20 protein-coding genes are annotated in these 22,074 nt (G+C 72.0%); 10 read left to right on the top strand and 10 right to left on the bottom strand.

Annotated features, from left to right (window positions below):
• The first annotated feature begins 286 nt into the window (after positions 1–286).
• The 3 genes from guaB (at position 287) to ACIBG7_RS04360 (ending at position 4,253) form a co-directional block, all read left to right on the top strand.
• Positions 287–1,768, top strand: a complete 1,482-nt coding sequence (gene guaB / locus ACIBG7_RS04370) for an IMP dehydrogenase (protein ID WP_357915942.1) — start codon at positions 287–289, stop codon at positions 1,766–1,768.
• A 10-nt stretch (positions 1,769–1,778) separates the two neighbouring features.
• Positions 1,779–2,900, top strand: coding sequence for a GuaB3 family IMP dehydrogenase-related protein (locus tag ACIBG7_RS04365; RefSeq protein WP_357915945.1), 1,122 nt, complete (start codon positions 1,779–1,781; stop codon positions 2,898–2,900).
• 147 nt (positions 2,901–3,047) lie between these two features.
• A complete protein-coding gene (locus tag ACIBG7_RS04360) occupies positions 3,048–4,253 on the top strand; it encodes an MFS transporter (protein ID WP_357915948.1) in 1,206 nt (401 codons plus the stop codon).
• A gap of 7 nt (positions 4,254–4,260) precedes the next feature.
• Here the strand turns inward: ACIBG7_RS04360 and ACIBG7_RS04355 are convergent, their stop codons facing one another.
• The 3 genes from ACIBG7_RS04355 to ACIBG7_RS04345 all read right to left on the bottom strand — a co-directional run bounded on the left by ACIBG7_RS04355 (position 4,261) and on the right by ACIBG7_RS04345 (position 6,220).
• A complete protein-coding gene (locus tag ACIBG7_RS04355) occupies positions 4,261–4,944 on the bottom strand; it encodes a hypothetical protein (RefSeq protein WP_357915951.1) in 684 nt (227 codons plus the stop codon).
• A gap of 3 nt (positions 4,945–4,947) precedes the next feature.
• Positions 4,948–5,571 (bottom strand): hypothetical protein, encoded by a 624-nt coding sequence (locus tag ACIBG7_RS04350; protein WP_397335147.1) that lies wholly within the window; start codon positions 5,569–5,571, stop codon positions 4,948–4,950.
• 70 nt (positions 5,572–5,641) lie between these two features.
• On the bottom strand, positions 5,642–6,220 hold the full coding sequence (locus ACIBG7_RS04345; RefSeq protein WP_397335146.1) for a dihydrofolate reductase family protein: 579 nt from the start codon (positions 6,218–6,220) through the stop codon (positions 5,642–5,644).
• A 72-nt stretch (positions 6,221–6,292) separates the two neighbouring features.
• Here ACIBG7_RS04345 and ACIBG7_RS04340 point away from each other — a divergent pair, with 72 nt between their 5' ends.
• Entirely contained in the window at positions 6,293–6,859 is a 567-nt protein-coding gene (locus ACIBG7_RS04340; RefSeq protein ID WP_357915959.1) for a TetR family transcriptional regulator, read from the top strand.
• 44 nt (positions 6,860–6,903) lie between these two features.
• Entirely contained in the window at positions 6,904–7,329 is a 426-nt protein-coding gene (locus ACIBG7_RS04335; protein WP_357915962.1) for a GNAT family N-acetyltransferase, read from the top strand.
• Here the strand turns inward: ACIBG7_RS04335 and ACIBG7_RS04330 are convergent.
• The 4 genes from ACIBG7_RS04330 to ACIBG7_RS04315 are packed head-to-tail and all read right to left on the bottom strand — an operon-like array spanning position 7,326 to position 11,043.
• Complete coding sequence (locus tag ACIBG7_RS04330; protein ID WP_397335145.1) at positions 7,326–8,147, bottom strand: ketose-bisphosphate aldolase; 822 nt, start codon at positions 8,145–8,147, stop codon at positions 7,326–7,328. The two genes, ACIBG7_RS04335 and ACIBG7_RS04330, sit on opposite strands and share 4 nt — an antisense overlap.
• Before the next feature lie 12 nt (positions 8,148–8,159).
• Positions 8,160–9,056, bottom strand: coding sequence for a 1-phosphofructokinase family hexose kinase (locus ACIBG7_RS04325; protein ID WP_357915968.1), 897 nt, complete (start codon positions 9,054–9,056; stop codon positions 8,160–8,162).
• The gene (gene nagA, locus ACIBG7_RS04320) at positions 9,056–10,180 is read right to left on the bottom strand and encodes an N-acetylglucosamine-6-phosphate deacetylase (RefSeq protein ID WP_397335144.1); all 1,125 of its coding nucleotides are present in this window, start codon (positions 10,178–10,180) and stop codon (positions 9,056–9,058) included. Before nagA ends, ACIBG7_RS04325 begins: the two co-directional genes overlap by 1 nt.
• The gene (locus tag ACIBG7_RS04315; protein WP_357915974.1) at positions 10,177–11,043 is read right to left on the bottom strand and encodes an SIS domain-containing protein; all 867 of its coding nucleotides are present in this window, start codon (positions 11,041–11,043) and stop codon (positions 10,177–10,179) included. The genes nagA and ACIBG7_RS04315 overlap by 4 nt, the downstream gene beginning before the upstream one ends.
• 88 nt (positions 11,044–11,131) lie before the next feature.
• Between ACIBG7_RS04315 and ACIBG7_RS04310 the strand changes: the two genes are divergently transcribed.
• The 3 genes from ACIBG7_RS04310 (at position 11,132) to ACIBG7_RS04300 (ending at position 14,921) form a co-directional block, all read left to right on the top strand.
• The gene (locus tag ACIBG7_RS04310) at positions 11,132–11,902 is read left to right on the top strand and encodes a DeoR/GlpR family DNA-binding transcription regulator (RefSeq protein WP_357915977.1); all 771 of its coding nucleotides are present in this window, start codon (positions 11,132–11,134) and stop codon (positions 11,900–11,902) included.
• A gap of 61 nt (positions 11,903–11,963) precedes the next feature.
• Positions 11,964–13,703: a glycerol-3-phosphate dehydrogenase/oxidase gene (locus tag ACIBG7_RS04305; protein WP_357915979.1), complete on the top strand. Its 1,740-nt coding sequence runs from the start codon at positions 11,964–11,966 to the stop codon at positions 13,701–13,703.
• Between the two features lie 9 nt (positions 13,704–13,712).
• The gene (locus tag ACIBG7_RS04300; RefSeq protein WP_357915982.1) at positions 13,713–14,921 is read left to right on the top strand and encodes an MFS transporter; all 1,209 of its coding nucleotides are present in this window, start codon (positions 13,713–13,715) and stop codon (positions 14,919–14,921) included.
• On the opposite strand, the gene ACIBG7_RS04295 is transcribed toward ACIBG7_RS04300, so the two are convergent.
• Both ACIBG7_RS04295 and ACIBG7_RS04290 read right to left on the bottom strand, forming a co-directional pair.
• A complete protein-coding gene (locus ACIBG7_RS04295) occupies positions 14,908–16,890 on the bottom strand; it encodes a beta-propeller domain-containing protein (RefSeq protein WP_397335142.1) in 1,983 nt (660 codons plus the stop codon). The genes ACIBG7_RS04300 and ACIBG7_RS04295 overlap by 14 nt on opposite strands.
• Entirely contained in the window at positions 16,887–19,079 is a 2,193-nt protein-coding gene (locus ACIBG7_RS04290; RefSeq protein ID WP_397335141.1) for a protein kinase, read from the bottom strand. The genes ACIBG7_RS04295 and ACIBG7_RS04290 overlap by 4 nt, the downstream gene beginning before the upstream one ends.
• A gap of 58 nt (positions 19,080–19,137) precedes the next feature.
• On the opposite strand from ACIBG7_RS04290, the gene ACIBG7_RS04285 reads away from it, so the two are divergent.
• Positions 19,138–20,808: an FAD-dependent oxidoreductase gene (locus tag ACIBG7_RS04285; protein WP_397335140.1), complete on the top strand. Its 1,671-nt coding sequence runs from the start codon at positions 19,138–19,140 to the stop codon at positions 20,806–20,808.
• A gap of 9 nt (positions 20,809–20,817) precedes the next feature.
• A complete protein-coding gene (locus ACIBG7_RS04280; protein WP_357915993.1) occupies positions 20,818–21,249 on the top strand; it encodes a VOC family protein in 432 nt (143 codons plus the stop codon).
• A gap of 74 nt (positions 21,250–21,323) precedes the next feature.
• Here ACIBG7_RS04280 and ACIBG7_RS04275 read toward each other — a convergent pair whose 3' ends face one another.
• Positions 21,324–22,064 (bottom strand): N-acetyltransferase, encoded by a 741-nt coding sequence (locus ACIBG7_RS04275; RefSeq protein ID WP_397335139.1) that lies wholly within the window; start codon positions 22,062–22,064, stop codon positions 21,324–21,326.
• Positions 22,065–22,074 lie beyond the last annotated feature (10 nt).

Raw genomic sequence — 22,074 nt, 5'->3', positions numbered from 1 at the left:
GGGGGTTCGGTGGCCCGAGCGCGCCCCGCGCGGTGCCGGTGGCTGGGGGATCGGTCGGATCACCGGCCGGCCGATCCCCTGGCGCTTTCGCGTGCCGGGACGGACGACGGTCCAGGGGGAGGACCTCGGGTCGTCCCCTCGTGGGGGTCGTCGTCCTCCCGGCCGCTGACCTCGCGGCCGTGACCCCCGTGACGCCTTCCGGGCCGGGGTTCCCCGCCGGGCACAGCCGATTTTGGCCCACCCCCTAGACTGATACCACCGTCAGCGCTGGGGAGGGGTCCGCCGCATGTCCAAATTCACCGAAACCGGTCTCACGTTCGATGACGTGCTACTGGTGCCCGCGTATTCGGACATGCAACCGGGTGAGGCCTCGACCGCGTCGCGCCTGACCCGGGGGATCACGCTCAACGTCCCGTTGCTGTCCGCCGCGATGGACACCGTGACCGAGGCCCGCATGGCCGTCGCGATGGCCCGGCAGGGCGGCATCGGCATCCTGCACCGCAACCTGTCGATCGAGGAGCAGGCCACCCAGGCCGACCTGGTCAAGCGCTCCGAGGCCGGGATGGTCACCAACCCGGTCACCTGCACCCCCGACGACACCCTCGCCGACGTCGAGCGCCTGTGCGCCACCTACCGCATCTCGGGCGTCCCGGTCACCTCCGCCGACGGCACCCTGGTCGGCATCGTCACCAACCGCGACATGCGCTTCGAGACCGACCACGCGCGCCCGGTCCGCGAGGTCATGACCCCGATGCCGCTGGTCACCGCCCCGGTCGGCGTCTCCAGCGACGACGCCTTCGCGCTGCTCAAGCAGAACAAGATCGAGAAGCTGCCCCTGGTCGACGCCGACGGCCGGCTGCGCGGGCTCATCACGGTCAAGGACTTCACCAAGAGCGAGCAGTACCCGCTGTCCACCAAGGACGCCGACGGCCGCCTCATGGTCGGCGCGGCGATCGGCGTGGCCGGTGACGCCGAGGAGCGTGCCAAGGCCCTGATCGACGCGGGCGTCGACGTGATCGTCGTGGACGTCGCCCAGGGTCACTCCAAGGGCCTGGCCGACATGATCGGCAAGCTCAAGGCCAACAGCAAGGTCCAGGTCATCGGCGGCAACATCGCCACCCGCGCGGGCGCGCAGATGATCGTCGACGCCGGCGCCGACGCGGTCAAGGTCGGCGTGGGCCCCGGCTCGATCTGCACCACCCGCGTGGTCGCCGGGGTCGGCGCCCCGCAGATCACCGCGATCCACCAGGCCTCGCTCGCCTGCGCCCCGGCCGGGGTTCCGGTCGTCGGCGACGGCGGCCTCCAGTACTCCGGCGACATCGCCAAGGCGATCGCCGCCGGCGCCGACACCGTCATGCTCGGCTCGCTGCTGGCCGGCTGCGAGGAGTCGCCCGGCCAGCTCATCTTCATCAACGGCAAGCAGTTCAAGTCCTACCGGGGCATGGGCTCGCTGGGCGCGGTCCGCAACCGCGAGCGCGGCGGCGCCTCCTTCTCCAAGGACCGGTACGGCCAGGCCGACGTGTCCACCGAGGAGAAGTACATCCCCGAGGGCATCGAGGGTCAGGTCCCCTACCGCGGCCCGGTCGCGGCGGTCGTGCACCAGCTCGTCGGCGGCCTCCACCAGGGCATGTGGTACACCGGCTCCCGGACGATCGCCGAGCTGCACGAGAAGGGCCAGCTCATGCCGATCACGTCGGCGGGACTCAAGGAGAGCCACCCGCACGACATCCAGATGACGGTCGAGGCCCCGAACTACCACGGAAGATAAGGCAATACAGATGACCCAGCAGGTGGAGATCGGCCGCGGCAAGTCCGGTCGCCGTGCCTACGCGCTCGACGAGATCGGCCTGGTGCCCTCGCGCCGCACCCGCGACCCCGAAGAGGTCTCGATCGCCTGGCAGATCGACGCCTACCGCTTCGAGTCGCCGCTCGTCGTGGCGCCCATGGACAGCGTGGTCTCGCCGGCCACCGCCGTCGAGATCGGCCGCCTCGGCGGCCTGGCCCCGCTCGACCTCGAAGGGCTCTGGACGCGGTACGAGGACCCGCTGCCGCTCCTGGAGGAGTGCTCGACGCTCGACGACGCGGCGGCCACCCGCCGGCTCCAGGAGATCTACACGGAGCCGATCAAGGAGGAGCTGATCGGCCGCCGGATCGAGGAGATCCGCGCCGCCGGCGTCACCACCGCGGTACGGCTTTCGCCGCAGAAGACGGTGAAGTACCACAAGGCGGTCATCGACGCCGGGGTGGACATCTTCGTCATCCGTGGCACGACCGTCTCGGCCGAGCACGTCTCGGGCAACGCCGAGCCGCTCAACCTCAAGCAGTTCATCTACGAGCTCGACGTCCCGGTGATCGTCGGCGGGTGCGCCACGTACACCGCGGCGCTGCACCTGATGCGCACCGGCGCGGCCGGCGTGCTCGTCGGCTTCGGCGGCGGCGCCTCGCACACCACCCGCACAGTGCTGGGCGTGGCCGTGCCGATGGCGACCGCGATCTCCGACGTGGCCGCGGCGCGGCGGGACTACATGGACGAGTCCGGCGGCCGGTACGTGCACGTGATCGCCGACGGTGGCATGGGGACCTCCGGTGACATCGCCAAGGCCATCGCCTGCGGGGCGGACGCGGTCATGGTCGGGTCGCCGCTGGCGCGGGCCACCGAGGCGCCCGGGCACGGGTTCCACTGGGGGTCTGAGGCGCACCACCCGGATCTGCCTCGGGGCAAGCGGGTGCATTTCGGGACGGTCGGGTCGTTGGAGCAGGTGCTGCATGGGCCGTCCAGTGCGGCTGACGGGTCGATGAACCTGATGGGGGCGTTGAAGCGGACGATGGCTTCGACCGGGTACTCCGACATCAAGGAGTTCCAGCGGGTTGAGGTTGTGGTGGCGCCGCCTCAGCGGTAGGGGCTTTTTCCTTGTGCGGCGGGGGCCTGGCTTCGCCGCACAGGAGCATTTCTCGGGGATCGGGGTGCTCGCCGCATAGGTGACCGTGGTGCTCGCCGGGGAAAAGGGTTTGTCGGTGGGGTGGGCCGGTGCGGCATGATCGGGCGGGTGTCTTTGTGGAGAAACCGGAACTTCCTGATCTTCCTCACCATCCAGGCGTTGTCCGTCGCCGGTGACTCCTTCTCCGCGATAGCCGTACCGCTGCTGGTGTTGCAGGAGACGGGCTCGGTCGTGCAGATGGGGTTGCTGACCGGCACCTCCGCGGTGGCCTCGCTGCTGGCGGGGACGTTCGCCGGGGTGATCGCCGACCGGTTCGACCGCAGGCGGCTGCTGATCCTGTGCGACGTGGTCCGGGCGGTGCTGTTCGCCGCGGTGCCGGTGGTGTGGTTCTTCTCGCCGCAGATCTGGCTGCTGTACGTGATCATGCCGCTGGCGGCGGCGATCGGCATGTTGTTCCAGGTCACCTACGTCACCGTGGTGCCCGCGCTGGTGGACGACCGGGAGCAGCTCACCCAGGCCAACAGCCGGCTGTACGCGGTCTACGCGCTCGGCGGCATCGGCGGGCCGGCGCTGGCCGGCCTCACCTCCCAGTTGTACGGTCCGGCGGTCGCGCTCGGCATCGACGCGCTGACCTTCGCGGTCTCGGCCGTGGGGCTGCTGCTCGTCCGGCTGCGGCCCGCCGAGCCGGTCGCGGCGGCCGATCGGGGCGGCTTCTTCGACGGGGCGCGCTTCCTGTTCCGCCAGCCGGTGCTGCGGGCGCTGACCATCCTGCTGACCTGCTACATCTTCCTGACCAGCGGGCTGGACGACATCGTCATCTACTACCTCAAGCACGATCTGCGGCAGAACGACGACGCGGTCGGTCTCGTGCTGGCCTGCGGGGCGGTCGGCTCGATCCTGGGCGCCAGCGCGCTCACCCGGTTGCGCCGGCGGTTCGGGTTCGGGGGGACGTGGATCGGGGCGGTCAGCTTCTCCGGCCTGGTGATCGCGGCCGTGGGGGTCGGGCCGGGGGTGATCGGGCTCGCCGCGATCATGATGGGGTACTTCCTCGGGCAGGCGGTGGCCGGGATCTGCTCGCAGACGTTGCGGCAGGAGATCACGCCGAGCCATTTGCTCGGGCGGGTCACCTCGGCGTTCTGGACGATCCACTTCGCGCTCGGGCCGGCGGGGGCGGCGCTGCTCACGCTGGCGGTGGCGGGGTTCGGGGTGCCCGCGGTGATGCTGGCCGCCGGGGCGGGGATCGTGCTGATCGCGGTGGCCGGGTCGTTGACGCCGGTCCGCCGGCCGCGTCCCGAGGAGGGGGCGGCCGGCTGACCCGGGTTCAGGTCGCGGACGGGGTACGGCGGCGCCGTACCAGCAGCCAGGTGAGCAGGCCGAGCACGGCGGCGGCCCCGGCCACGACGGCGGGGACCAGCGGCGACGGCGGCGAGGCGGCCCCGGACCCGGCGGCCGGGACGGCCGAGGGGTCCTGAGCCGGGTCGGAGGTGTTTCCGGTGGGCCTGCCGGCCGGGGCGGGCTGGGGGGCGGGGAGGGCGTCCAGGACGGCCTCGGCCTTGGCCGGCTCGGGGAAGTCGGCCGTGGTCACGGGACCACGCCCGGCGGCGACGACCGCGTTGCCCGAGCACAGCGAGGTGTGGAAGCCGGTGCCCGGGTCCTGCTCGCCGAGCAGGCCGGACTCGCCGGTGCCGGCGTAGACCAGGTAGCGGGTGCCCTTGCTGAAGTTGTAGCCGCAGGCGGCGCTGTCGGACGCGGTGGCGACCTCGTAGGTGGCGCGCGGCTCGCCCTTGTAGAGGTGATCGGCCTGGATGGTGGCGATCATCGGCGTCGGACCGGCGGGGCCGGTGGACGGGGCGGGGCGGAGGTCGGTCACGGTGCCGGTGAAGATCAGCGGCGTCTCCTTCGCGGCGCGGACCGGCTCGAAGGGCGCGCAGGAGCAGGCGCACGCGGCGCCGGCCGGGATCAGGACCAGCCCGGCCAGGAGGCTGAGGACGGCGAGGATGCGCATGGTCTACTCCGATCGGTTCCGGCGAAGCCTGAGGACGAGCAGGAGGCCGAGGGCCAGCAGGAGCGCGGCGCCGCCGACGACGGCCGGCGTGGTGCCGGTTCCCGAGGAGGCCGCCACCGGACTCGTGGTCGCCATCTCCGCGGGACGTTCCGTGCTGGAGGTGGGCTTGGCCGGTGTCTCGGGGCGCTCGGTGCCGGAGGCGGCCGGGCCGAGGGCGGCGAGGAGTTCCTGCTCGCGGAACGGGTCGCCGAAGGCCGCACCGGCGGGGACCAGGCCGGGGCCGGGCTTGATCCGGCGGGTCCCGGCGCAGCTCGTGGTGGCCAGGAGGCCGTCCTGCTCGGTGGCGAAGACCAGGTAGCGGCGGTCCTTGGCGAAGGAGAAGCCGCACGCGGCGGACTCGGTGGCGGTGGTCACCCGGGCGGTGCGGCCCGGCTTGCCCTTGTAGACGCGGTCCACGGCGAGCGTGACGACGACCCGGTTGCCGGTCAGGCGGCTGGTGGTCACGGTCCCCGAGAAGATGACGGGATTCTGCACCCCGGTGGCCAGGGTGAAAGGCACGCACTTGCAGGCGCACGCGGCCGACGGGCTCGCCAGGACGAGCGAGGCGATCAAGCCGAGAAGAGCCACTAGACGGAAGGTCACACCCTACTGACGAGGGCGGGTGCCGGGTGGTTCACCCCGGCACCCGTGCTCCCGATCATGCGCGGCTGAACCAGGTGACCTGGGCGCCGTTGCTGAACTCCTGACGCGCGGTCGGCGTGAACGCGGTCGGGGTGAACCCGCCGGCGAAGGCGGGCAGGCCGGCGCCGCCGACCACCGGGTAGGACTTGATCACCAGCTCGTCGACCTCGGCGAAGAGCGAGCCGGCCAGCTTGCCGCCACCGGCCAGCCAGACGTCCTTGTCGCTCTCCTCCGCCTTGAGCTCGCGCACCAGCTCGACGGGGTCGCCGGTCACCAGTTCCACGGCGGGGTCGGCGATCTCGCCGAGCGTCGTGGAGACCACGTACTGGCGCATGTGCCCGTACGGGTTGGTGATGCCGTGCTCCAAGGCCGGGTCGTAGGTGCCGCGGCCCATGACCATGGTGTCGAAGCTGACATTGGGCGTGTCCACCGGCATGCCCACCATCTTGCGCACGTGGGTGGGCACGGTCTCGGGGTAACGCTCGTTCATCCACGCCATCATGTCGTCGGCCACGGGGTAGAAGTCGACCTCGCCGCCGGGCCCGGCGATGTAGCCGTCGATGGTGAGGGCCACGTAGTACACGAGCTTTCGCATATGCATCTCACTTCGTTTGGAGTACTCTGTTTGGAGTGGTTTCACCGTAGTACTACATGTGGAGTGGTGTCAATGCGGAAGAATCCGGAACGCCGGCAGGCGCTGGTGGACGCGGCGATCGAGGTGCTGGCCCGGGAGGGCGCCCGCGGGCTGACCTTCCGCGCGGTGGACGCCCAGGCGGAGGTCCCGCCGGGCACGGCGTCCAACTACTTCGCCAACCGCGACGAGCTGTTCACCCAGGCCGGCGGCCGGATCTACGAGCGGCTGCTGCCGGACGACGCCACCCTGGCCGAAGGGCACACCGGGCCGCGCACCCGCGAGCGCTACGTGGAGCTGATGCAGGAGCTGGTCGAGCGCATCACCGCCTTCCGCTCGGGCTACCTGGCCCTGCTGGAGCTGCGGCTGGAGGCGACCCGGCGGCCGGAGCTGCGGGCGGTGCTGACCAAGCGGATCCGCGAGGACATCGACGCCAACCTGGCCTACCAGGCCGCCTCGGGCCTGCCGGGGGACGACACCTCGGTGCTGTTGCTGTACCTGGCGCTCAACTGGCTGATCGTCGAGCGGCTGACGTTGCCCGACATCTTCACCGAGGACGAGGTCCGCAGGCTGGTCGACGCCGCCGTCGAACGGGTGCTCTGACCGGGGTCGCGGCCGGCCGTTCCGCTCTGGCTAGGATCGCGGCCATGCGGATCGCGACCGAGGACGACCGGAAGACCGTCGAGGAGATCGTGCGGGCGGCCTACGAGCCGTGGATCGAGGTGATCGGCACGCCGCCGCTGCCGCTGGAGTCCGACTACCGCGCGCTGATCGAGGCCGGTCACGTGCACCTCGACGGCGACCGGGCGCTCATCGTGCTGATCCCCGAGCCGGACGTGCTGCTGGTGGACAACGTCGCGGTCCGCCCGGGGCTGCACGGGCAGGGCATCGGGCGGGAACTGCTCGCCTTCGCGGAGGCGGAGGCGCGGCGGCTCGGGCTGAGCGCGCTGCGCCTCTACACCAACGTCAAGATGGCCAGGAACATCCGGTTGTACGAGTCCCTGGGGTACGTGTCGCAGGGCGTGGTCGGGCTCAAGGGCCGCCAGGCCGTGCACTTCCGCAAGGAGCTCTAGCCGAGCACGCCGAGCAGGTGCTCGACCTCGCGGGCCACCGCCTCGCGGCCGGCCTTCACGTACTTGCGCGGGTCCACGTTCGACGGGTTGGCCGCCAGGTGCTCGCGGACCGCGCCGGTGAACGCCTTGTTCAGGTGCGTGGCGATGTTGATCTTCTTCATGCCGTGCCGTACCGCCTCGCGCAGCGTCTCGTCGGGCACGCCGGACGAGCCGTGCAGGACGAGCGGCACGGGCACGGCGGCGCGCAGCTCGGCGATCAGGCCGAGGTCGAGCACCGCGTCCTTGGTGGTCATCGCGTGCGAGCTGCCCACGGCGACGGCGAGCGCGTCCACGCCGGTGCGGGCCACGTAGTCGACCGCCTCGTGCGGCTTGGTGCGCGCGCCGGGCGCGTGCACGCCGTCCTTGCCGCCCACCTCGCCGAGCTCGGCCTCCACCCAGACGCCCCGGGCGTGACACCACTCGGCGACCGAGGCGGTCTGCGCCACGTTCTCCTCGTCGGACAGCGCGGAGGCGTCGAACATGACCGAGCCGACGCCCAGCTCGACGGCCTGCTCGACCAGCGCGCGGTCGGTGGCGTGGTCGAGGTGCACCGAGACCGGCACCTTCGCCGCGCGCGCCACGGCCAGCGAGGCGGCGGCGATCGGCTCCAGCGCGCCGTGGTAGCGCACGCAGTTCTCGCTGATCTGCAGGATGACCGGCAGCCCGGCCGCCTCGGCCCCGGCCACGATGGCGGTGGCGTGCTCCAGCAGGATCACGTTGAACGCGCCCGCCCCGTGGGGGCTGCTGGCGAGAATGTCGCCGGTTCCGACGAGAGGCATCTGGGGCTCCCTTTACTCGATCACGATCTTGGGCTGCAGCTCGGAGAAGACCTCGTGGTCGATCTCCCCGGCGACGGGGGTGGCCACGGCCGCCGCGCCCAGCGCCGCCGCGCGGCGCAGGCGCTCCGGCCAGGGCTCGCCGCCGACCAGGCCCAGGGCCAGCCCGGCGACCAGCGCGTCGCCCGCGCCGGTCGGGTTGCCTTCCACCCGGTACGGCATGCGCGCACGGAAGGCGCCTTCCGGGGTCACCGCGAGCAGGCCGTCGGCGCCCATGGACACGACCACGGCCCCGGCGCCCTCGGCCATCAGGTGGCGGGCGGCCTCCTCGGGCGAGGCGCCGGGCACGGCCCGCGCGAGCTCCTCGGCGTTCGGCTTGATCAGCGCGGGGCGGCCGGGGACGGCCTGGCGCAGGGCCTCGCCGTCGGCGTCGACGATGACCGGGCAGGCGGCCCGCCGCGCGATCTCGGCGTAGACATCGGTGGGCACCCCTCGCGGCAGGCTGCCGGACACCACCACGGCCTGGGCGCCTTTGGCCAGGCCGTCGAAGGTGTCGAGGAAGCAGGCCAGCTCGGCGGCCGAGACCTCGGGTCCCGGCTCGTTGAACAGGGCGGCTCCGCCGTGGGAGGGGGCGACGACCAGGGTGCTGCGCGACTCGCCGGCGACGCGGACGAACGCGTCGGGCAGGCCGGAGGCCTCCAGGTCGGCCTTGATGGCCTGGCCGGTGAGGCCGCCGGCGAGGCCGGTGACGATCACCTCCTGGCCGAGGGCGACCAGCACGCGGGCGACGTTGACGCCCTTGCCGCCGGCTCGCCGGTGCACGGACCGGACGCGGTTCACGCCCTCCCAGTCGACCTCGCCGACCTGGTAGGTGACATCGAGGGCGGCGTTCAGCGTCACGGTGACGATCATCAGATCCAGGCGCCTTGCTTCATGACGGTGTCGACGGACAGGTCGGCGTCGAGCACGACCAGGTCGGCCCGCTTGCCGACGGCGATGGAGCCGATCTCGGCGTCGAGGCCGAGCACGCGGGCCGGGGTGAGCGAGGCGACGACGGAGGCCTCGGGCAGGCTGAGGCCCACCTCGCGGACCGAGCGGCGCAGGGCCTCGTCCATGGTGAGGGTGCTGCCGGCGATGGACCCGCCCTCGGTGAGCCGGGCGACGCCCGCGCTGACCTGGACCTCCATCGAGCCGAGCAGGTAGGTGCCGTCGCCGAGGCCGGTGGCGGCCATGGCGTCGGTGATCAGCGCGCTGCGGGCGGGCCCGGCGGCGGCGTAGGCGAGCTTGAGCATGGCCGGGTGCACATGCACGCCGTCGTTGATCAGCTCGACGGTGACCCGCGGGTCCTCCAGCAGGGCGGCGATCGGGCCGGGGGCGCGGTGGCCGAGCGGCGGCATCGCGTTGTACAGGTGGGTCGCCACGCGGGCGCCGGCCTCGATGCCGGCCAGCGTCTGCTCGTAGGTCGCGTCGCTGTGGCCGAGCGCGGCCAGCACGTTCTCGGCGACGGCCAGGCGGATGACGTCGAGGGCATTGGGCAGCTCGCCGGCGATGGTGAGCATCCGGACGTGGCCGCGGCCGGCCTTGATCAGCCGCTCGACCTCCGCCACGTTCGGCTCGCGGAGCTGGGCGGGGTTGTGCGCGCCGCACCGGGCCTTGTTGATGTACGGGCCCTCGAAGTGCAGGCCGGCCAGCAGCCCGTCCTCGCACAGGTCGGCCAGCGAGGAGGCGGCCGCCGCCAGGTCGTCGAGCGGCCCGGTGACCAGCGAGGCGACCAGCGTGGTGGTGCCGTGCCGGCGGTGGTGCTCGACGGCGGTGCGGGCGGCGGCCTGGTCGCCGGTGGGGAAGGAACCCCCGGCGGCTCCGTGGTTGTGGATGTCCACGAAGCCCGGCAGGACGTGCTTGCCGCCGAGGCTGTGCCCGGGGCGGGGGGCCGCGCCATGACCCACGTGGGTGATCCGGCCGTCCTCGATGGTCAGCCAGCCCTCGTGGGTCTCGTCGGGAGTGACGATCAGCGCGTCGGTCAGTGTGAGGCTCATGAAGAAAGAATCACAGATCGGGTCAGGTGCAACGGCTCGTCGGGGTCCAGTCCGCGGGCGAAGGCGCGGGCGACCGCCACCCGCTGGGCGAGCACCAGCTCGGCCATGGGGTCGCGGCCCGACTCCAGGAAGGTGCCGCCGGTCGCCTCGACCTGCTCGCGCAGGCCCTCGGGGGCGGCGCCGAGCATCCAGGTCACCCGGCCGGGGCCGGCGATGCTGATCGGGCCGTGCCGGTACTCCATCGCCGGGTAGGCCTCGGTCCAGGAGCGGGAGGCCTCGCGCATCTTGAGCGCCGCCTCCTGTGCCAGGCCGACCGACCAGCCGGCGCCGAGGAAGGTGAACTGCTCGGCCTCCACGCCGGTCAACGGCGCGGCCAGCGCGTCGCGGGCGTCGGCGATGGCGCCGGTCAGGTCCTCGCCCAGGCTGGCCCGCAGCAGAGCGAGCTGCGTGGTGGCGAACCGGGTCTGCACGACCGACTTCTCGTCGGCGTAGTCGAGCACGACGACCTGGTCGGCCAGCGTCATGATCGGCGTGTTCGGGTCGGCGGTGATCGCCGTCGCCTTGAGGTCGCTACGGCGCAGCAGCTCCAGCACCTCGGTCGTGGTGCCGGACCGGCTCAGCGCGAGCACCCGGTCGTAGCGGCGGCCGAAGGGGAACTCCGAGGCCGCGAACGCGTCGGTCTCGCCGAGTCCGGCCTGCTCACGCAGGGTGGCGTAGGCCATGGCGATGAACCAGGAGGTGCCGCAGCCGACGACGGCGACCCGCTCGCCGGGCTTGGGCAGGGCGTCGGTGGGCACGCTCTCGACGGCGCGCTCCCAGCAGTCGGGCTGGGACGCGATTTCGGCCTCGGTGTGGGTGGCCACCACTTACCTCCATAGATGCTTGTTTCTGCCAATTTTATAGCACAAAGCTGCAGATTTGGGCAGGGCCGGGTTTCGCTAGTCTTGGCGCATGAGTCGCTACGACAGATGGAACGCGATTCTCGCCCTCCTCGCCGAGGAGGGAAGGCTCTCGGTCGAGCAGGCTGCCGAGGCGCTGGACGTCTCCACGGCCACCGTGCGGCGGGACTTCGACCAACTAGCGCAGCAGCAGATGCTCATGCGCACCCGCGGCGGAGCCGTGGCGCAGAGCGTCAGCTACGACCTGCCCCTGCGCTACAAGACCGCCCGGCACGCCGACGAGAAGCACCGGATCGCGGCCGCCGCCGGCGAGCTGGTCGGGCCCGGCGCGGTGGTCGGCATGAACGGCGGCACCACCACCTCCGAGCTGGCCCGCAACCTGGCCACGCGCTCCTCGCTGGAGTCGGGCTTCACCATCGTCACCAACGCGCTCAACATCGCCGCCGAGCTGGCCGTCCGGCAGCACGTCAAGATCGTCGTCACCGGCGGCGTCGCCCGCCAGCAGTCCTACGAGCTGATCGGGCCGCTGGCCAACGGCATCCTCGACCAGGTCACCCTCGACGTCGCCTTCCTCGGCGTCGACGCCATCGACGTCGAGCAGGGCGCCTCCGCCCACCACGAGGGCGAGGCGAGCGTCAACAGCCTGCTGATCAGCAGGGCCGCCCAGGTCGTGGTGGTCGCCGACGCCTCCAAGGTGGGCCGGCGGGCCTTCGCCCGGATCTGCGAACTGTCCCGGATCGACACGCTCGTCACCGACGAGCGGTTGCCGGAAGAGCAGGCCTCGCGGTTCACTGACGCGGGGGTCAAGGTCATCAGGGCCTGATCGCTCGACCACCCCCAAAGCGGGTACGTTTCGGACGCAGACGCGACACCTGGGGGTTTCGATGACGGCAAGACTTGGCACCGCTCGACTTGGACCCGCCGAGCGCACGGCGGCTCTGGACGCCATGGCCACCCGTGAGCTCGACGTGGTGGTGGTCGGCGGTGGCGTGGTGGGTGCGGGCGTCGCGCTCGACGCCGCCACGCGTGGCCTGGACGTGGGTCTGGTGGAGGCGCGGGACTTCGCCTCCGGCACCTCCTCGCGCTCGTCCAAGTTGATCCACGGCGGGCTTCGCTACCTGGAGCAGCTCAATTTCGAGCTGGTGCGCGAGGCCTTGCAGGAGCGAGCGCTGCTGCTCCAGCGCATCGCCCCGCACCTGGTGCGGCCGGTGCCGTTCCTGTTCCCGATGACGCACTACGGCTGGGAACGTCCCTATGTCGGGGCGGGCGTGGCGCTCTATGACACCTTGGGCTACGCTTCCGGCTTGACCAGGGGCGTTCCGGCGCACCGCCACCTGTCCCGTACGCGTGCCCTGCGGCTGGCCCCGGCGCTGCGCCGTACCGCCTTCACGGGAGCGATCCAATACTGGGACGCCCAGGTGGACGACGCCCGCTACGTGATGACCCTGCTGCGCACGGCCTCCGCCTACGGGGCGCACGTCGCGCAGCGCGCCCAGGTCGTCGGCTTCCTGCGCGAGGGCGAGCGCGTGACCGGCGTGCGGGTGCGCGACCTGGAGGAGGGCGGCGAGGTCGAGATCCGCGCCCGGCAGGTGGTCAACGCCACCGGCGTCTGGACCGACGACATCCAAGAGCTGGTCGGCGGGCGCGGCCAGATCCACGTGAAGTCCTCCAAGGGCATCCACCTGCTGGTCCCGCGCGACCGCATCCACTCGCTGACCGGGATCATCCTGCGCACCGAGAAGTCGGTGCTCTTCGTGATCCCGTGGGGCCGGCACTGGATCATCGGCACCACCGACACCGAGTGGACGCTCGACAAGGCGCACCCGGCGGCCTCGCGGGTGGACATCGACTACCTGCTCGACCACGTCAACGCGGTGCTCAGCGTGCCGCTCACCCGCGACGACGTCGAAGGCGTCTACGCCGGGCTGCGGCCACTGCTGTCGGGCGAGTCGGAGGAGACCTCCAAGCTCTCGCGCGAGCACGTCGTCGCCCACCCGGTGCCCGGCCTGGTGATGATCGCCGGAGGCAAGTACACGACCTACCGGGTCATGGCCAAGGACGCGGTCGACGCCGTGGCGCACGGCCTCGACCAGCGGGTCCCGCCCTCGTGCACCGACCGCATCCCGCTGGCCGGGGCGGAGGGCTACCAGGCGCTGTGGAACTCGCGGCACCGGCTGGCGCACGAGTCCGGGCTGCACGTGGCCAGGATCGAACACCTCCTGCAGCGGTACGGCTCGCTGATCGAGGAGGTCCTGGAGCTCATCGTCGCCGACCCCGACCTGGGCCGCCCGCTCCAGGGCGCCGACGACTACCTGCGCGCGGAGGTCGTCTACGCGGCCACGCACGAGGGCGCCCGCCACCTGAACGACGTGCTCACCCGGCGCACGCATGTCTCCATCGAGACCTTCCACCGGGGCGTCGCCGTCGCCCAGGAGGCGGCCGAACTGCTGGCCGGGCCACTGGAGTGGGACGCCGAGCAGGTCAAGCGGGAGGTCGAGTACTTCACCAAGCGCGTGGAGGCCGAGCGCCGCTCACAGGAGCAGGACAGCGACCAGGAGGCGGACGCGATCCGGCTCGGCGCTCCGGAGATCGTTCCGGTGGTGGTTCCGGAACGGATGCGCTAAAAGGAACTGGTGGCTGATTTACCGCCGTTACGGCGAAACCGGAGCTTCCACCTCCTGTGGCTCGGCGGCACCGCCTCGGCGCTGGGCTCGTCGATCAGCGGGATCGCGGTGCCGCTGCTGCTGCTCGGCATCACCGGCTCGGCGGCCTACGCGGGCCTGGTGAGCTTCCTCGCGATGGCGGCCGGCACGCTGGTCTCGCTGCCGGCCGGGGTCTGGGTCGACCGGCTCGACCGGCGGCGCATCCTGGTGGGGGCCGAGCTGGTGGCCTTCGCCGCCTGGGGCTCGGTCGTGGTGGCCGACTACGCCGGCGGGGTCTCGGTGGCGCACGTGCTGGGCGCCGCCGTGGTGGGCGGTGCCGCGCTGGCCTTCTTCGAGCCGGCGCAGCAGGCCGCGATCCGGGCGGTGGTCCCGGCGGCGCAGCTGCCCACCGCCTTCGCGCAGGACGAGGCGCGCTCGCACGCCGCCAACCTGGCCGGGCCGCCGCTCGGCGGGCTGCTGTTCGCGGCGAGCCGTACGCTGCCGTTCCTGGTGGACGCGATCAGCTTCCTGATCTCGGCGGCGTGCGTCCTGGCCGCGCGGGTGCCGCGCCGGCCCGAGGGGGAGCCGCGGGAACGGCGCAGCATGCGGGCCGACGTGGCCGAGGCGGCCGGCTGGCTGTGGCGGCAGCCCGGCATCCGGGCGGCCATCGCGCTGGGGCTCGGCGCCAACCTCATGCTCAACTCGATGATCATCCCGCTGATCGTGCGGGCCGGGGAGGCGACCGCGGCCGGGGTGGTCGTGGGCTCGCTGGGCGTCGGCGGGCTGGCGGGGGCGCTCCTGGCCGCGCGGGTGAGCCGGCTGCTGCCCGCCGGGCCGCTCTTCCTCACCGTGATCGCGCTCTTCGCCGGCTGCATGATGCTCGCCGCGCTGCCGCTCGGCCGGTACTGGCCGGTGGTGCCGATCGCGGTGGGCATGCTGGCCGTACCGGCACTGAACGTGGTGCTGAAGACGCTGCTGTCCACCCTGGTGCCGGACGAGATGATGGGCCGGGTCAGCGCCCTGCTGCAGGCCAGCGCGATGGCGCTGGTCCCGCTGAGCCCGCTGGTGGGCGGGACCCTGGCCGAGACGCTCGGCGGCTCGGGCGCGCTGCTGGCGCTGGGCGGGCTGCTCGTGGTGGTCTGCGCCGCCATGGCGGGCAGCCGCGCCCTGCGCGAGCTGGAGGTGCCTACCCCAGCTTGACGAACGCCTGCTCGGTGAGCGTGGCCAGGTCGTTGATCTTGAAGCCGACCTCGGAGAGCGTCCACAACGAGTCGCCGATGACCAGGCTGCGCTGGATGCCGGGCTCGTAGGTGTAGTCCTTCTGCTCGACCTTCGGGTGGCTGATCATCCCGAGCTTGGTCACCGCGGAGTCGGTCACGCTCAGCACCAGCGCGCCGCTCTTGTTGACGCCCTTGGCGTTGTAGCTGTTCAGCGGCACCACGGTCAGGCCGGTCTTCGGCCAGTACAGGAAGGCGTGCGGGTCCCACTCGGCCTCGGAGCCGGAGTCCTTCTGGAAGAGCTGGGAGAGCCGGGTCGGGTTGGCCGGGTCGCGCACGTCGAACAGGGAGAGCTGGGTGCCGAGCGTGCGGCCCTTCTCGCTGGCCTCCTGGCCCAGGCCGATCAGCCGTCCCTCGCCCGCCGGGTGCAGGTAGGCGGAGAAGCCGGTGATCTTGAGCTCGCCGGTGACCTTGGGCGCGGCGGGGTCGCGCAGGTCGAGGGTGTAGAGCGGGTCGACCTGCTTGAAGGTGACGACGTAGCCGGTCGGGCCCATGAAACGCACCGAGTAGATGCGCTCGCCCTTGCCCAGGCCGGTGACCTCGCCGATCTTGTGCATGGTGTCGGTCTTGAAGACGTAGACGCCGCTGGAGCTGGCGTCCTCGGGCGGCTGGGTGGGCTGCGGGCCCCCGTTCGACAGGGTGGTCGCGACCCGGAGGTGGCCCTCGTGCTCCGACAGCGAGTACTGGTTCAGCAGCCGGCCGGGGACCTTGGCGCTCGCGACGTAACGCGGCGCGCCCGGCCGGCTGATGTCGAAACGGTGCACCTCGGTCTCCTCCGGCGGCACCGGCGAAGCGCTCGCCGAGCTCTCCGCACCGCCGCGGAACATGATCGGCCCGGGCCACCACCAGCGGGGATTGCTGGCGACGTAGAAACCGGTGCCGTTGCTGTAGACGGTCTCACCGTCGGCGACCAGGCTGGACGGGTCGGTGCCGGCCGCGGTCACCCCCTGGGCCAGGTCGATGGTGTGCATGGTCAGCATCGAGGTGCCGGTGTAGTCCTGCGGGTGGCTGACCCGCTCGCACGGCACGCTCGCGCTGCGCTCGGCGCCCGAGGCGTCGGTGATCTGGATCTTCGGCAGCCAGGCCTCGATCGGCGCCTGGCGGACCACGCCCTGGTTGACCTTCTTGCGCTCCGACTCCGGGACATCGCCCTTGGCCTGCGGGAAGGTGATGTTGGGCATGTTCCGGGTGACCAGGCGGACGGTCGAGCCGACCATCCGGGCGTCCACGTGCGTGCCGGAGGTCTTGATGGTGCCGATCACCTTGGGCTCGCCCGACAGGTCCACCAGCACGTAGCGGGGCGAGGTCGGGGCGATGTAGTCGGCGAGGTAGGTCCCGCCGGAGACCTGGCTGTCCTGCGTCAGCACCAGCGCGCGGTCACCGCTGAGCAGCAGGTTGGCCGGCATGTAGGCGTCCTGCTCGTCGTCCACCAGGTTCAGCGTGCCGGTCACCTGGCGGGTGGCCGCGTCGATCACCCGCAGCACGCCCTTGGAGACGGTGACCACCCGCTTGCCGTCCGTCTTGAGCAGATCGGGCTCGTCCACACCGGCTTCGTGCACGTTCGTCGAGGAGAAGTCGGAGGACTTGCCCTCCGCCATGGCGGTGTCGGCCTGCGCCGGCTGCACGTCCGAACGCGCGTACGCCTCCGGGAAACCGCCCATCCCGAACCCGTACGGCCCGACCTGCTCGGCGGCCTTCTCCCGCAACTTGCCCAGCAGATCCTCGCAACTGTCGTAGGCGACCAGGCGGATGTTGGCGCTCAGATCGACCGTGGAACGCGGCGGAGCCGCCTGCTCAGAACCCGGCGAGGCGGTGCAGGCCGCACAGGCGGCGGCGAGAGCGGCCGAGGCGGCGGCCGTGCGGATCAGCTTCATGTCCCTAACACGCGTCATGACGTCGGATGGTTCAGCGTGAACACCGGGCTCAGCTCCAAGCCCTTCTCGCTCTCCAGCAGCAGGCGGTCGGCCCGGCCGTCGAAACCGACCACCCGCACCTCGTGGCGGCGGCCGTTGTCCAGCTCCCAGCAGTACAGGCTGTTCTCGTCGAACCAGCCGAGCACCTTGTCACAGTCGGAGGTGAAACGGGTGGTGTTCTCGCCGGTCGCGGTGTCCCAGACGCAGTGCCGGCCGTCTGCGCAGGTCGTCACGAACCTCCGGCCCGACGGGGAGAAGAGGCGGTCGGTGCCGGCCGGCAGGGTGCCTACCTCTTTGACGGTACGGCGGAGCCGGCCGGACAGGTCGAGGAACTGCAGTGCGCCCGCCTCGGCGTCCCAGCTCACCACGCCGTCGCTGGCGCCGTTCCAGCCGAAGGCTGAGCGGCCCTTGGTGGTGACCGTACTGGCCTTCTTGGACCGGACGTCGATGACGGTGAAGCCGAGGTTCACCCACTCGCCGCCCACGTTGCGCTCCACGTTGAGCAGGAGGCGGGTGCCGTCCTTGGACCAGGCTCGCAGGCTGGCGTTGAGCGGGCGTTTCACGGTTTTGACGGTGTGGCGGGCGCCGGTCTCGCGGTCGGTGATGATCACCGGGTCGTAGCCGTCGGGGGTGTAGTCGCGGGCGCGGCCGGCCAGGTAGCGGCCGTCTGGGGAGACGAGGGACTCCCAGTGGGCGGGATAGGTGGCGAACTTGCCGGTCAGGGAGGCGCGGGCGTAGTCCACCCACTCGCCGTCGCTGTTGCGGATCTCGTAGGAGGTCAGGCGGACGGGGTCGTCCCGGGTCTCGTAGAGGGTCGCCTTGCCGCCGGGGAGGGGGACGGGGGTGGCTTTGGTCTTGGGCTTCGGTTGTTCGGTGGGGGGCTGGGTGGGCTGCTTGGTTGGTTGCCTGGAGGAACCGTCGGATGGCTTACCCGGCTGTTCTGTGGGTCCGCCGGGGGGTGGCTTGGCGACCTGGGGCTCCTGGGTTCCCGCGCTCCAGGGGGCGATCAGGAGCAGCCCGGTCACCAGGACCGCCACGAACGCCGCCGCAGCCCCGATCACCAGCCCCCGCCTCCCGCTCCAGCCTCCCCGCCCAGCCCGCCCGGGGCCCCCGCCCTGACCCACGGGACTCCGGCCCTGGCCTGCGGGGTGCCCGCCTTGGCTCGCGGGGCCTCCATCCTGTCCCGCTTCCCCCACCCACCCCCGGGGCGCGCCCGGGTGGCCGCCGGGCAGGGGAGTGGGCGGTGCGAGCGCCCCGGAGTGCCCAGGCCCGCCCGGGTGGCCGGGATAACCGGGAGCGTGGGGGCCGGCGAGGGATGGGGGGCCGGCGGCGGCTGCGGCGGCGTCGGGCAGGGCGGTGGGGTGGTGGAGCAGCCGGTGGATGACCTGCTCCGCAGTGGGCCGGGCGCCGGGGTCCTTGGCCAGGCAGGCCAGCACGACCTCCTTCAACGGCCCTTCCTCCAGCGCGCTCACGTCGGGCGGCTGGTTGAGGACCCGGTTGATGACCGCGTGCATGGTGTCGTTCCCGAACGGCGCTCGCCCCGTGGCCGCGTACACGATGGTGTTCGCCCACGAGAACAGGTCGGCCGCCGCCCCGACCTTCTCGCCCATGATCTGCTCGGGCGCCATGTACGACGGCGTCCCCACCGGCATGTTGCTGATGGTGACGTTGGCGTCCAGCGCCCGCGCGATGCCGAAGTCGATCACCCGGGGCCCGTCGGCGGCGAGGAGCACGTTGGCCGGCTTGAAGTCCCGGTGCACGATCCCCGCCTGGTGGATCGCGGCCAGCGCGGTCGCGGTGCCGATGGCCAGCCGCAGCAGCCCGTTCCCGCTGCGCGGCCCGTCGTCGAGGACGATGCGCTGCAGCGACGGCCCTTCGATGTACTCGCTGACGATGAACGGCCGCTCCTGTGCCACGCCCTTGGCCAGCACCGCGGCGGTGCAGAAGGGCGCCACCTGTTCGGCGACGTGCACCTCGCGCAGGAAGCGGGTGACGCTCACCTCGTCCCCGGCCAGTTCGGGCCGCAGCCATTTGACCGCGACCTGCCGGTCGTCGGGCGCGGTGGCGAGGTAGACGACTCCCTGCCCGCCCTCACCGAGCCGGCCGAGGAGGGCGTAGTCCCCCAGTCTCTCCGGGTCCGATGCGTTGAGCGGCGCAAACAGCGTCATAGTGGGTCATTCTTGCCTGAGCCTTCCGGTCTGAACAAACGAACTAAGCTCAGGCACCGTGAGCGAGTACGACGTCGTGGTGATCGGTTCGGGCTTCGGCGGCAGCGTCTCGGCGCTGCGACTGACCGAGAAGGGTTACCGCGTCGCGGTCCTGGAGGCGGGCCGCCGCTTCGACGAGTCGACGCTGCCCAAGTCCTCCTGGCACGCCCGCGACTTCCTGTGGGCGCCGTGGCTCGGCCTCAAGGGCATCCAGCGCATCCACGTGCTGCGCGGCGAGGCGGGCGGCAAGGTCATGGTGCTGGCCGGAGCCGGGGTGGGCGGCGGCTCGCTGGTCTACGCCAACACCCTGTACGAGCCGCTCGACCCGTTCTTCGCCGACCCGCAGTGGGCCTCGATCACCGACTGGCGGGCCGAGCTGGCCCCCTACTACGACCAGGCCCGGCGCATGCTCGGCGTGGTCACCAACCCGGCCTTCACCCCGGCCGACGCGCTGATGCGCAAGGTCGCCGAGCGGATGGGCTGCGGCGACACCTTCCGCCTGGCCCCGGTCGGCGTCTACTTCGGCGAGGACGGCGTCGACCCCTACTTCGGCGGCGCCGGGCCGGAGCGCCGGGGGTGCGTCCAGTGCGGCGAGTGCATGACGGGCTGCCGGCACGGCGCCAAGAACATGCTCATCAAGAACTACCTCTACCTCGCCGAACGCGCCGGGGCCAAGGTCTACCCGGAGTGCACCGTCACCTCCGTCCGGCCCCGGTCCGAGGGCGGCTACCTGATCACCGTGCGCAAGACCGGGTCGTGGCGGCTCCGCCGTACCTTCACCGCGCGGGAGGTGGTCTTCGCGGCCGGGACGTACGGCACGCAGCGGCTGCTGCACCGGCAGCGGGCCGACGGCAGCCTGCCCGGGCTGTCGGCCCGGCTCGGCCACCTGACCCGCACCAACTCCGAGGCGTTGCTCGGCGTCGAGCGCCCGGCGGTGGGGGAGGAGCCGCTCAACCGGGGCGTGGCGATCACCTCCTCCATCCACCCCACGGCCGACACGCACATCGAGCCGGTGCGGTACGGCGACGGCTCCAACGCCATGGGCCTGCTGCGCACTCTCCTGATCGACGGCGGCCGGCGGCGCTGGCCGGCCTTCCTGCGCGAGGTCGCCCGAGACCCGCTGCGTGCCGCCCGCCTGCTCAACCTGCGCGACTGGTCGCGCCGTACAGTGATCGCCCTGGTCATGCAGGCCAAGGACAACTCGCTCATCGTCCGTGGCGGCCGCTTCGGCCTGCGGGCCTCGCCCGGCCACGGCGAGCCCAACCCGACGTGGATCCCCGCCGGTCACGAGGCGGTACGGCATGCGGCCGAGGAGGTCGGCGGGGTGGCCGGAGGCACCTGGCTCGACCTGTTCGACATCCCGACCACCGCGCACTTCCTCGGCGGCTGCGTCATCGGCGCCTCGGCCGACGAGGGCGTGATCGACCCCTACCACCGGGTCTTCGGGTATCCCGGCCTGCACATCGTGGACGGTTCGGCGGTCTCGGCCAACCTCGGCGTCAACCCGTCGCTCACCATCGCCGCGCAGGCCGAGCGGGCGATGTCCTTCTGGCCCAACCTGGGCGAGGCCGATCCGCGGCCCGCGCCCGGCCTGCCGTACCGGCGGGTGGAGCCGGTGGGCCCGCGCAGTCCCGTGGTGCCCGCCACGGCGCCGGGCGCGCTCAGGTTTTCTGTCAGACCCGCTGGTTAAGGTTCCCTCATGGCTTACGACTTCCAGGTTGCCGTCGACTCCGCAGACCCGCACGCTTTGGCCGACTGGTGGGCCGAGGCGCTGGGCTGGGAGGTGGAGAAGCAGGACGAGGCCTTCATCCGGAGCATGGTCGAGCAGGGCCATGCCACGGAGTCCGACACGCTGGTGCACAAGGGGGCGCTGGTGTGGAAGGAGGGCGCGGCGATCCGGCATCCCGAGGGCCTGGAGCGGGCGCCGCGGGTGCTCTTCCAGCTCGTGCCCGAGGGCAAGACGGTGAAGAACCGGGTCCACCTCGACGTGCGCGTGGGGGCCGACAAGATCAAGGCCGAGGCGGAGCGGCTGGCCGGGCTCGGCGCGACCTTCCTGCACGAGGGCCGGCAGGGGCCGACCGAGTGGATCACCATGACCGATCCGGAGGGCAACGAGTTCTGCGTGGCCTGACCGGCCGGGGGCACGATTCTTCGACCGGCGGGGGCCGTCAGAGCGTGTGCACGACTTCTGGCCGGCGGGGGTCGTCAGAGCGTGTGCACGACCCACACGTTGGGCTCGACGTAGACCGCGTGGTCCTGGACGAGGTCGACGTGCACGGGGGAGAGCGCCTTGGGCACGATCTGCTGGCCCGGGGTGTCGAACGGCAGGCCCGTCCAGCCGCGCCACTCGTCGAGCGTGCCGCTGATCGTCATCGACCGCGGCGCCACCTTGGCGATCCGCGCGCCGGCCCGCACGTGCACGCGCAGCCACGCGTCGTACGGCAGGCCGTCCTCGCGGATGCGGAAGGCGTACTCCTCCATGGGCGTCTCGGGCTCGACGTGCTTCTGGTTCGGCCGGACCGGCGCGACCAGTTCGCTGAAGCCGAGCCGGATGGCGTTGCCGCGCATGGCGTCGAGCATCACTCCCGACAGGCCCTTGCCGAGCAGGTCGGGGCGGATGCTGATCTCCAGGGCGGAGATGCGGTCGCGCTCCCGGCCGCGCTCCTTGGCCAGGTGGCTGCGGCGGATGACCCCGTCCCAGCCGTCGTCCGGCAACTCGTCCCCGGCCAGCGCGAACGGCACCGTGTAGGCCCGGGCCACCGGCACGTCGGGGTCGGTGTCGTCGTCGGCGACCAGGATGTGCTCGGCGTGGTCGCGCGCGCAGAACGGGTAGTAGAGGTCGGCCATCGGGTCGTTCAGCATGAACGTGGGCCATGCGCTGGGCATGTCCGCCGTGGCGTCGGCGAGATGGGGACGTTCGGCGAGAGTGGTGACGCGCAGGGCCATATCCATGATC

Origin of the sequence: Nonomuraea sp. NPDC050328, from assembly GCF_044459405.1 — a bacterium.
In the GTDB taxonomy this organism is placed as follows: domain Bacteria; phylum Actinomycetota; class Actinomycetes; order Streptosporangiales; family Streptosporangiaceae; genus Nonomuraea.
Note: the sequence above shows the minus strand (reverse complement) of the source record. Positions and strands in the feature narration are given on the sequence as shown.

What these genes read in the sequence shown, in the direction of transcription:
- ACIBG7_RS04340 (WP_357915959.1), top strand. Translation starts at nt 6,293, where the DNA reads ATGCGGAAGAATCCGGAACGCCGGCAGGCGCTGGTGGACGCGGCGATC.
- ACIBG7_RS04305 (WP_357915979.1), top strand. Translation starts at nt 11,964, where the DNA reads ATGACGGCAAGACTTGGCACCGCTCGACTTGGACCCGCCGAGCGCACG.
- nagA (WP_397335144.1), bottom strand. Translation starts at nt 10,180, where the DNA reads ATGAGCCTCACACTGACCGACGCGCTGATCGTCACTCCCGACGAGACC.
- guaB (WP_357915942.1), top strand. Translation starts at nt 287, where the DNA reads ATGTCCAAATTCACCGAAACCGGTCTCACGTTCGATGACGTGCTACTG.
- ACIBG7_RS04295 (WP_397335142.1), bottom strand. Translation starts at nt 16,890, where the DNA reads ATGACGCGTGTTAGGGACATGAAGCTGATCCGCACGGCCGCCGCCTCG.
- ACIBG7_RS04330 (WP_397335145.1), bottom strand. Translation starts at nt 8,147, where the DNA reads ATGCCTCTCGTCGGAACCGGCGACATTCTCGCCAGCAGCCCCCACGGG.
- ACIBG7_RS04275 (WP_397335139.1), bottom strand. Translation starts at nt 22,064, where the DNA reads ATGGCCCTGCGCGTCACCACTCTCGCCGAACGTCCCCATCTCGCCGAC.
- ACIBG7_RS04335 (WP_357915962.1), top strand. Translation starts at nt 6,904, where the DNA reads ATGCGGATCGCGACCGAGGACGACCGGAAGACCGTCGAGGAGATCGTG.
- ACIBG7_RS04280 (WP_357915993.1), top strand. Translation starts at nt 20,818, where the DNA reads ATGGCTTACGACTTCCAGGTTGCCGTCGACTCCGCAGACCCGCACGCT.
- ACIBG7_RS04310 (WP_357915977.1), top strand. Translation starts at nt 11,132, where the DNA reads ATGAGTCGCTACGACAGATGGAACGCGATTCTCGCCCTCCTCGCCGAG.
- ACIBG7_RS04355 (WP_357915951.1), bottom strand. Translation starts at nt 4,944, where the DNA reads ATGCGCATCCTCGCCGTCCTCAGCCTCCTGGCCGGGCTGGTCCTGATC.
- ACIBG7_RS04365 (WP_357915945.1), top strand. Translation starts at nt 1,779, where the DNA reads ATGACCCAGCAGGTGGAGATCGGCCGCGGCAAGTCCGGTCGCCGTGCC.
- ACIBG7_RS04325 (WP_357915968.1), bottom strand. Translation starts at nt 9,056, where the DNA reads ATGATCGTCACCGTGACGCTGAACGCCGCCCTCGATGTCACCTACCAG.
- ACIBG7_RS04345 (WP_397335146.1), bottom strand. Translation starts at nt 6,220, where the DNA reads ATGCGAAAGCTCGTGTACTACGTGGCCCTCACCATCGACGGCTACATC.
- ACIBG7_RS04290 (WP_397335141.1), bottom strand. Translation starts at nt 19,079, where the DNA reads ATGACGCTGTTTGCGCCGCTCAACGCATCGGACCCGGAGAGACTGGGG.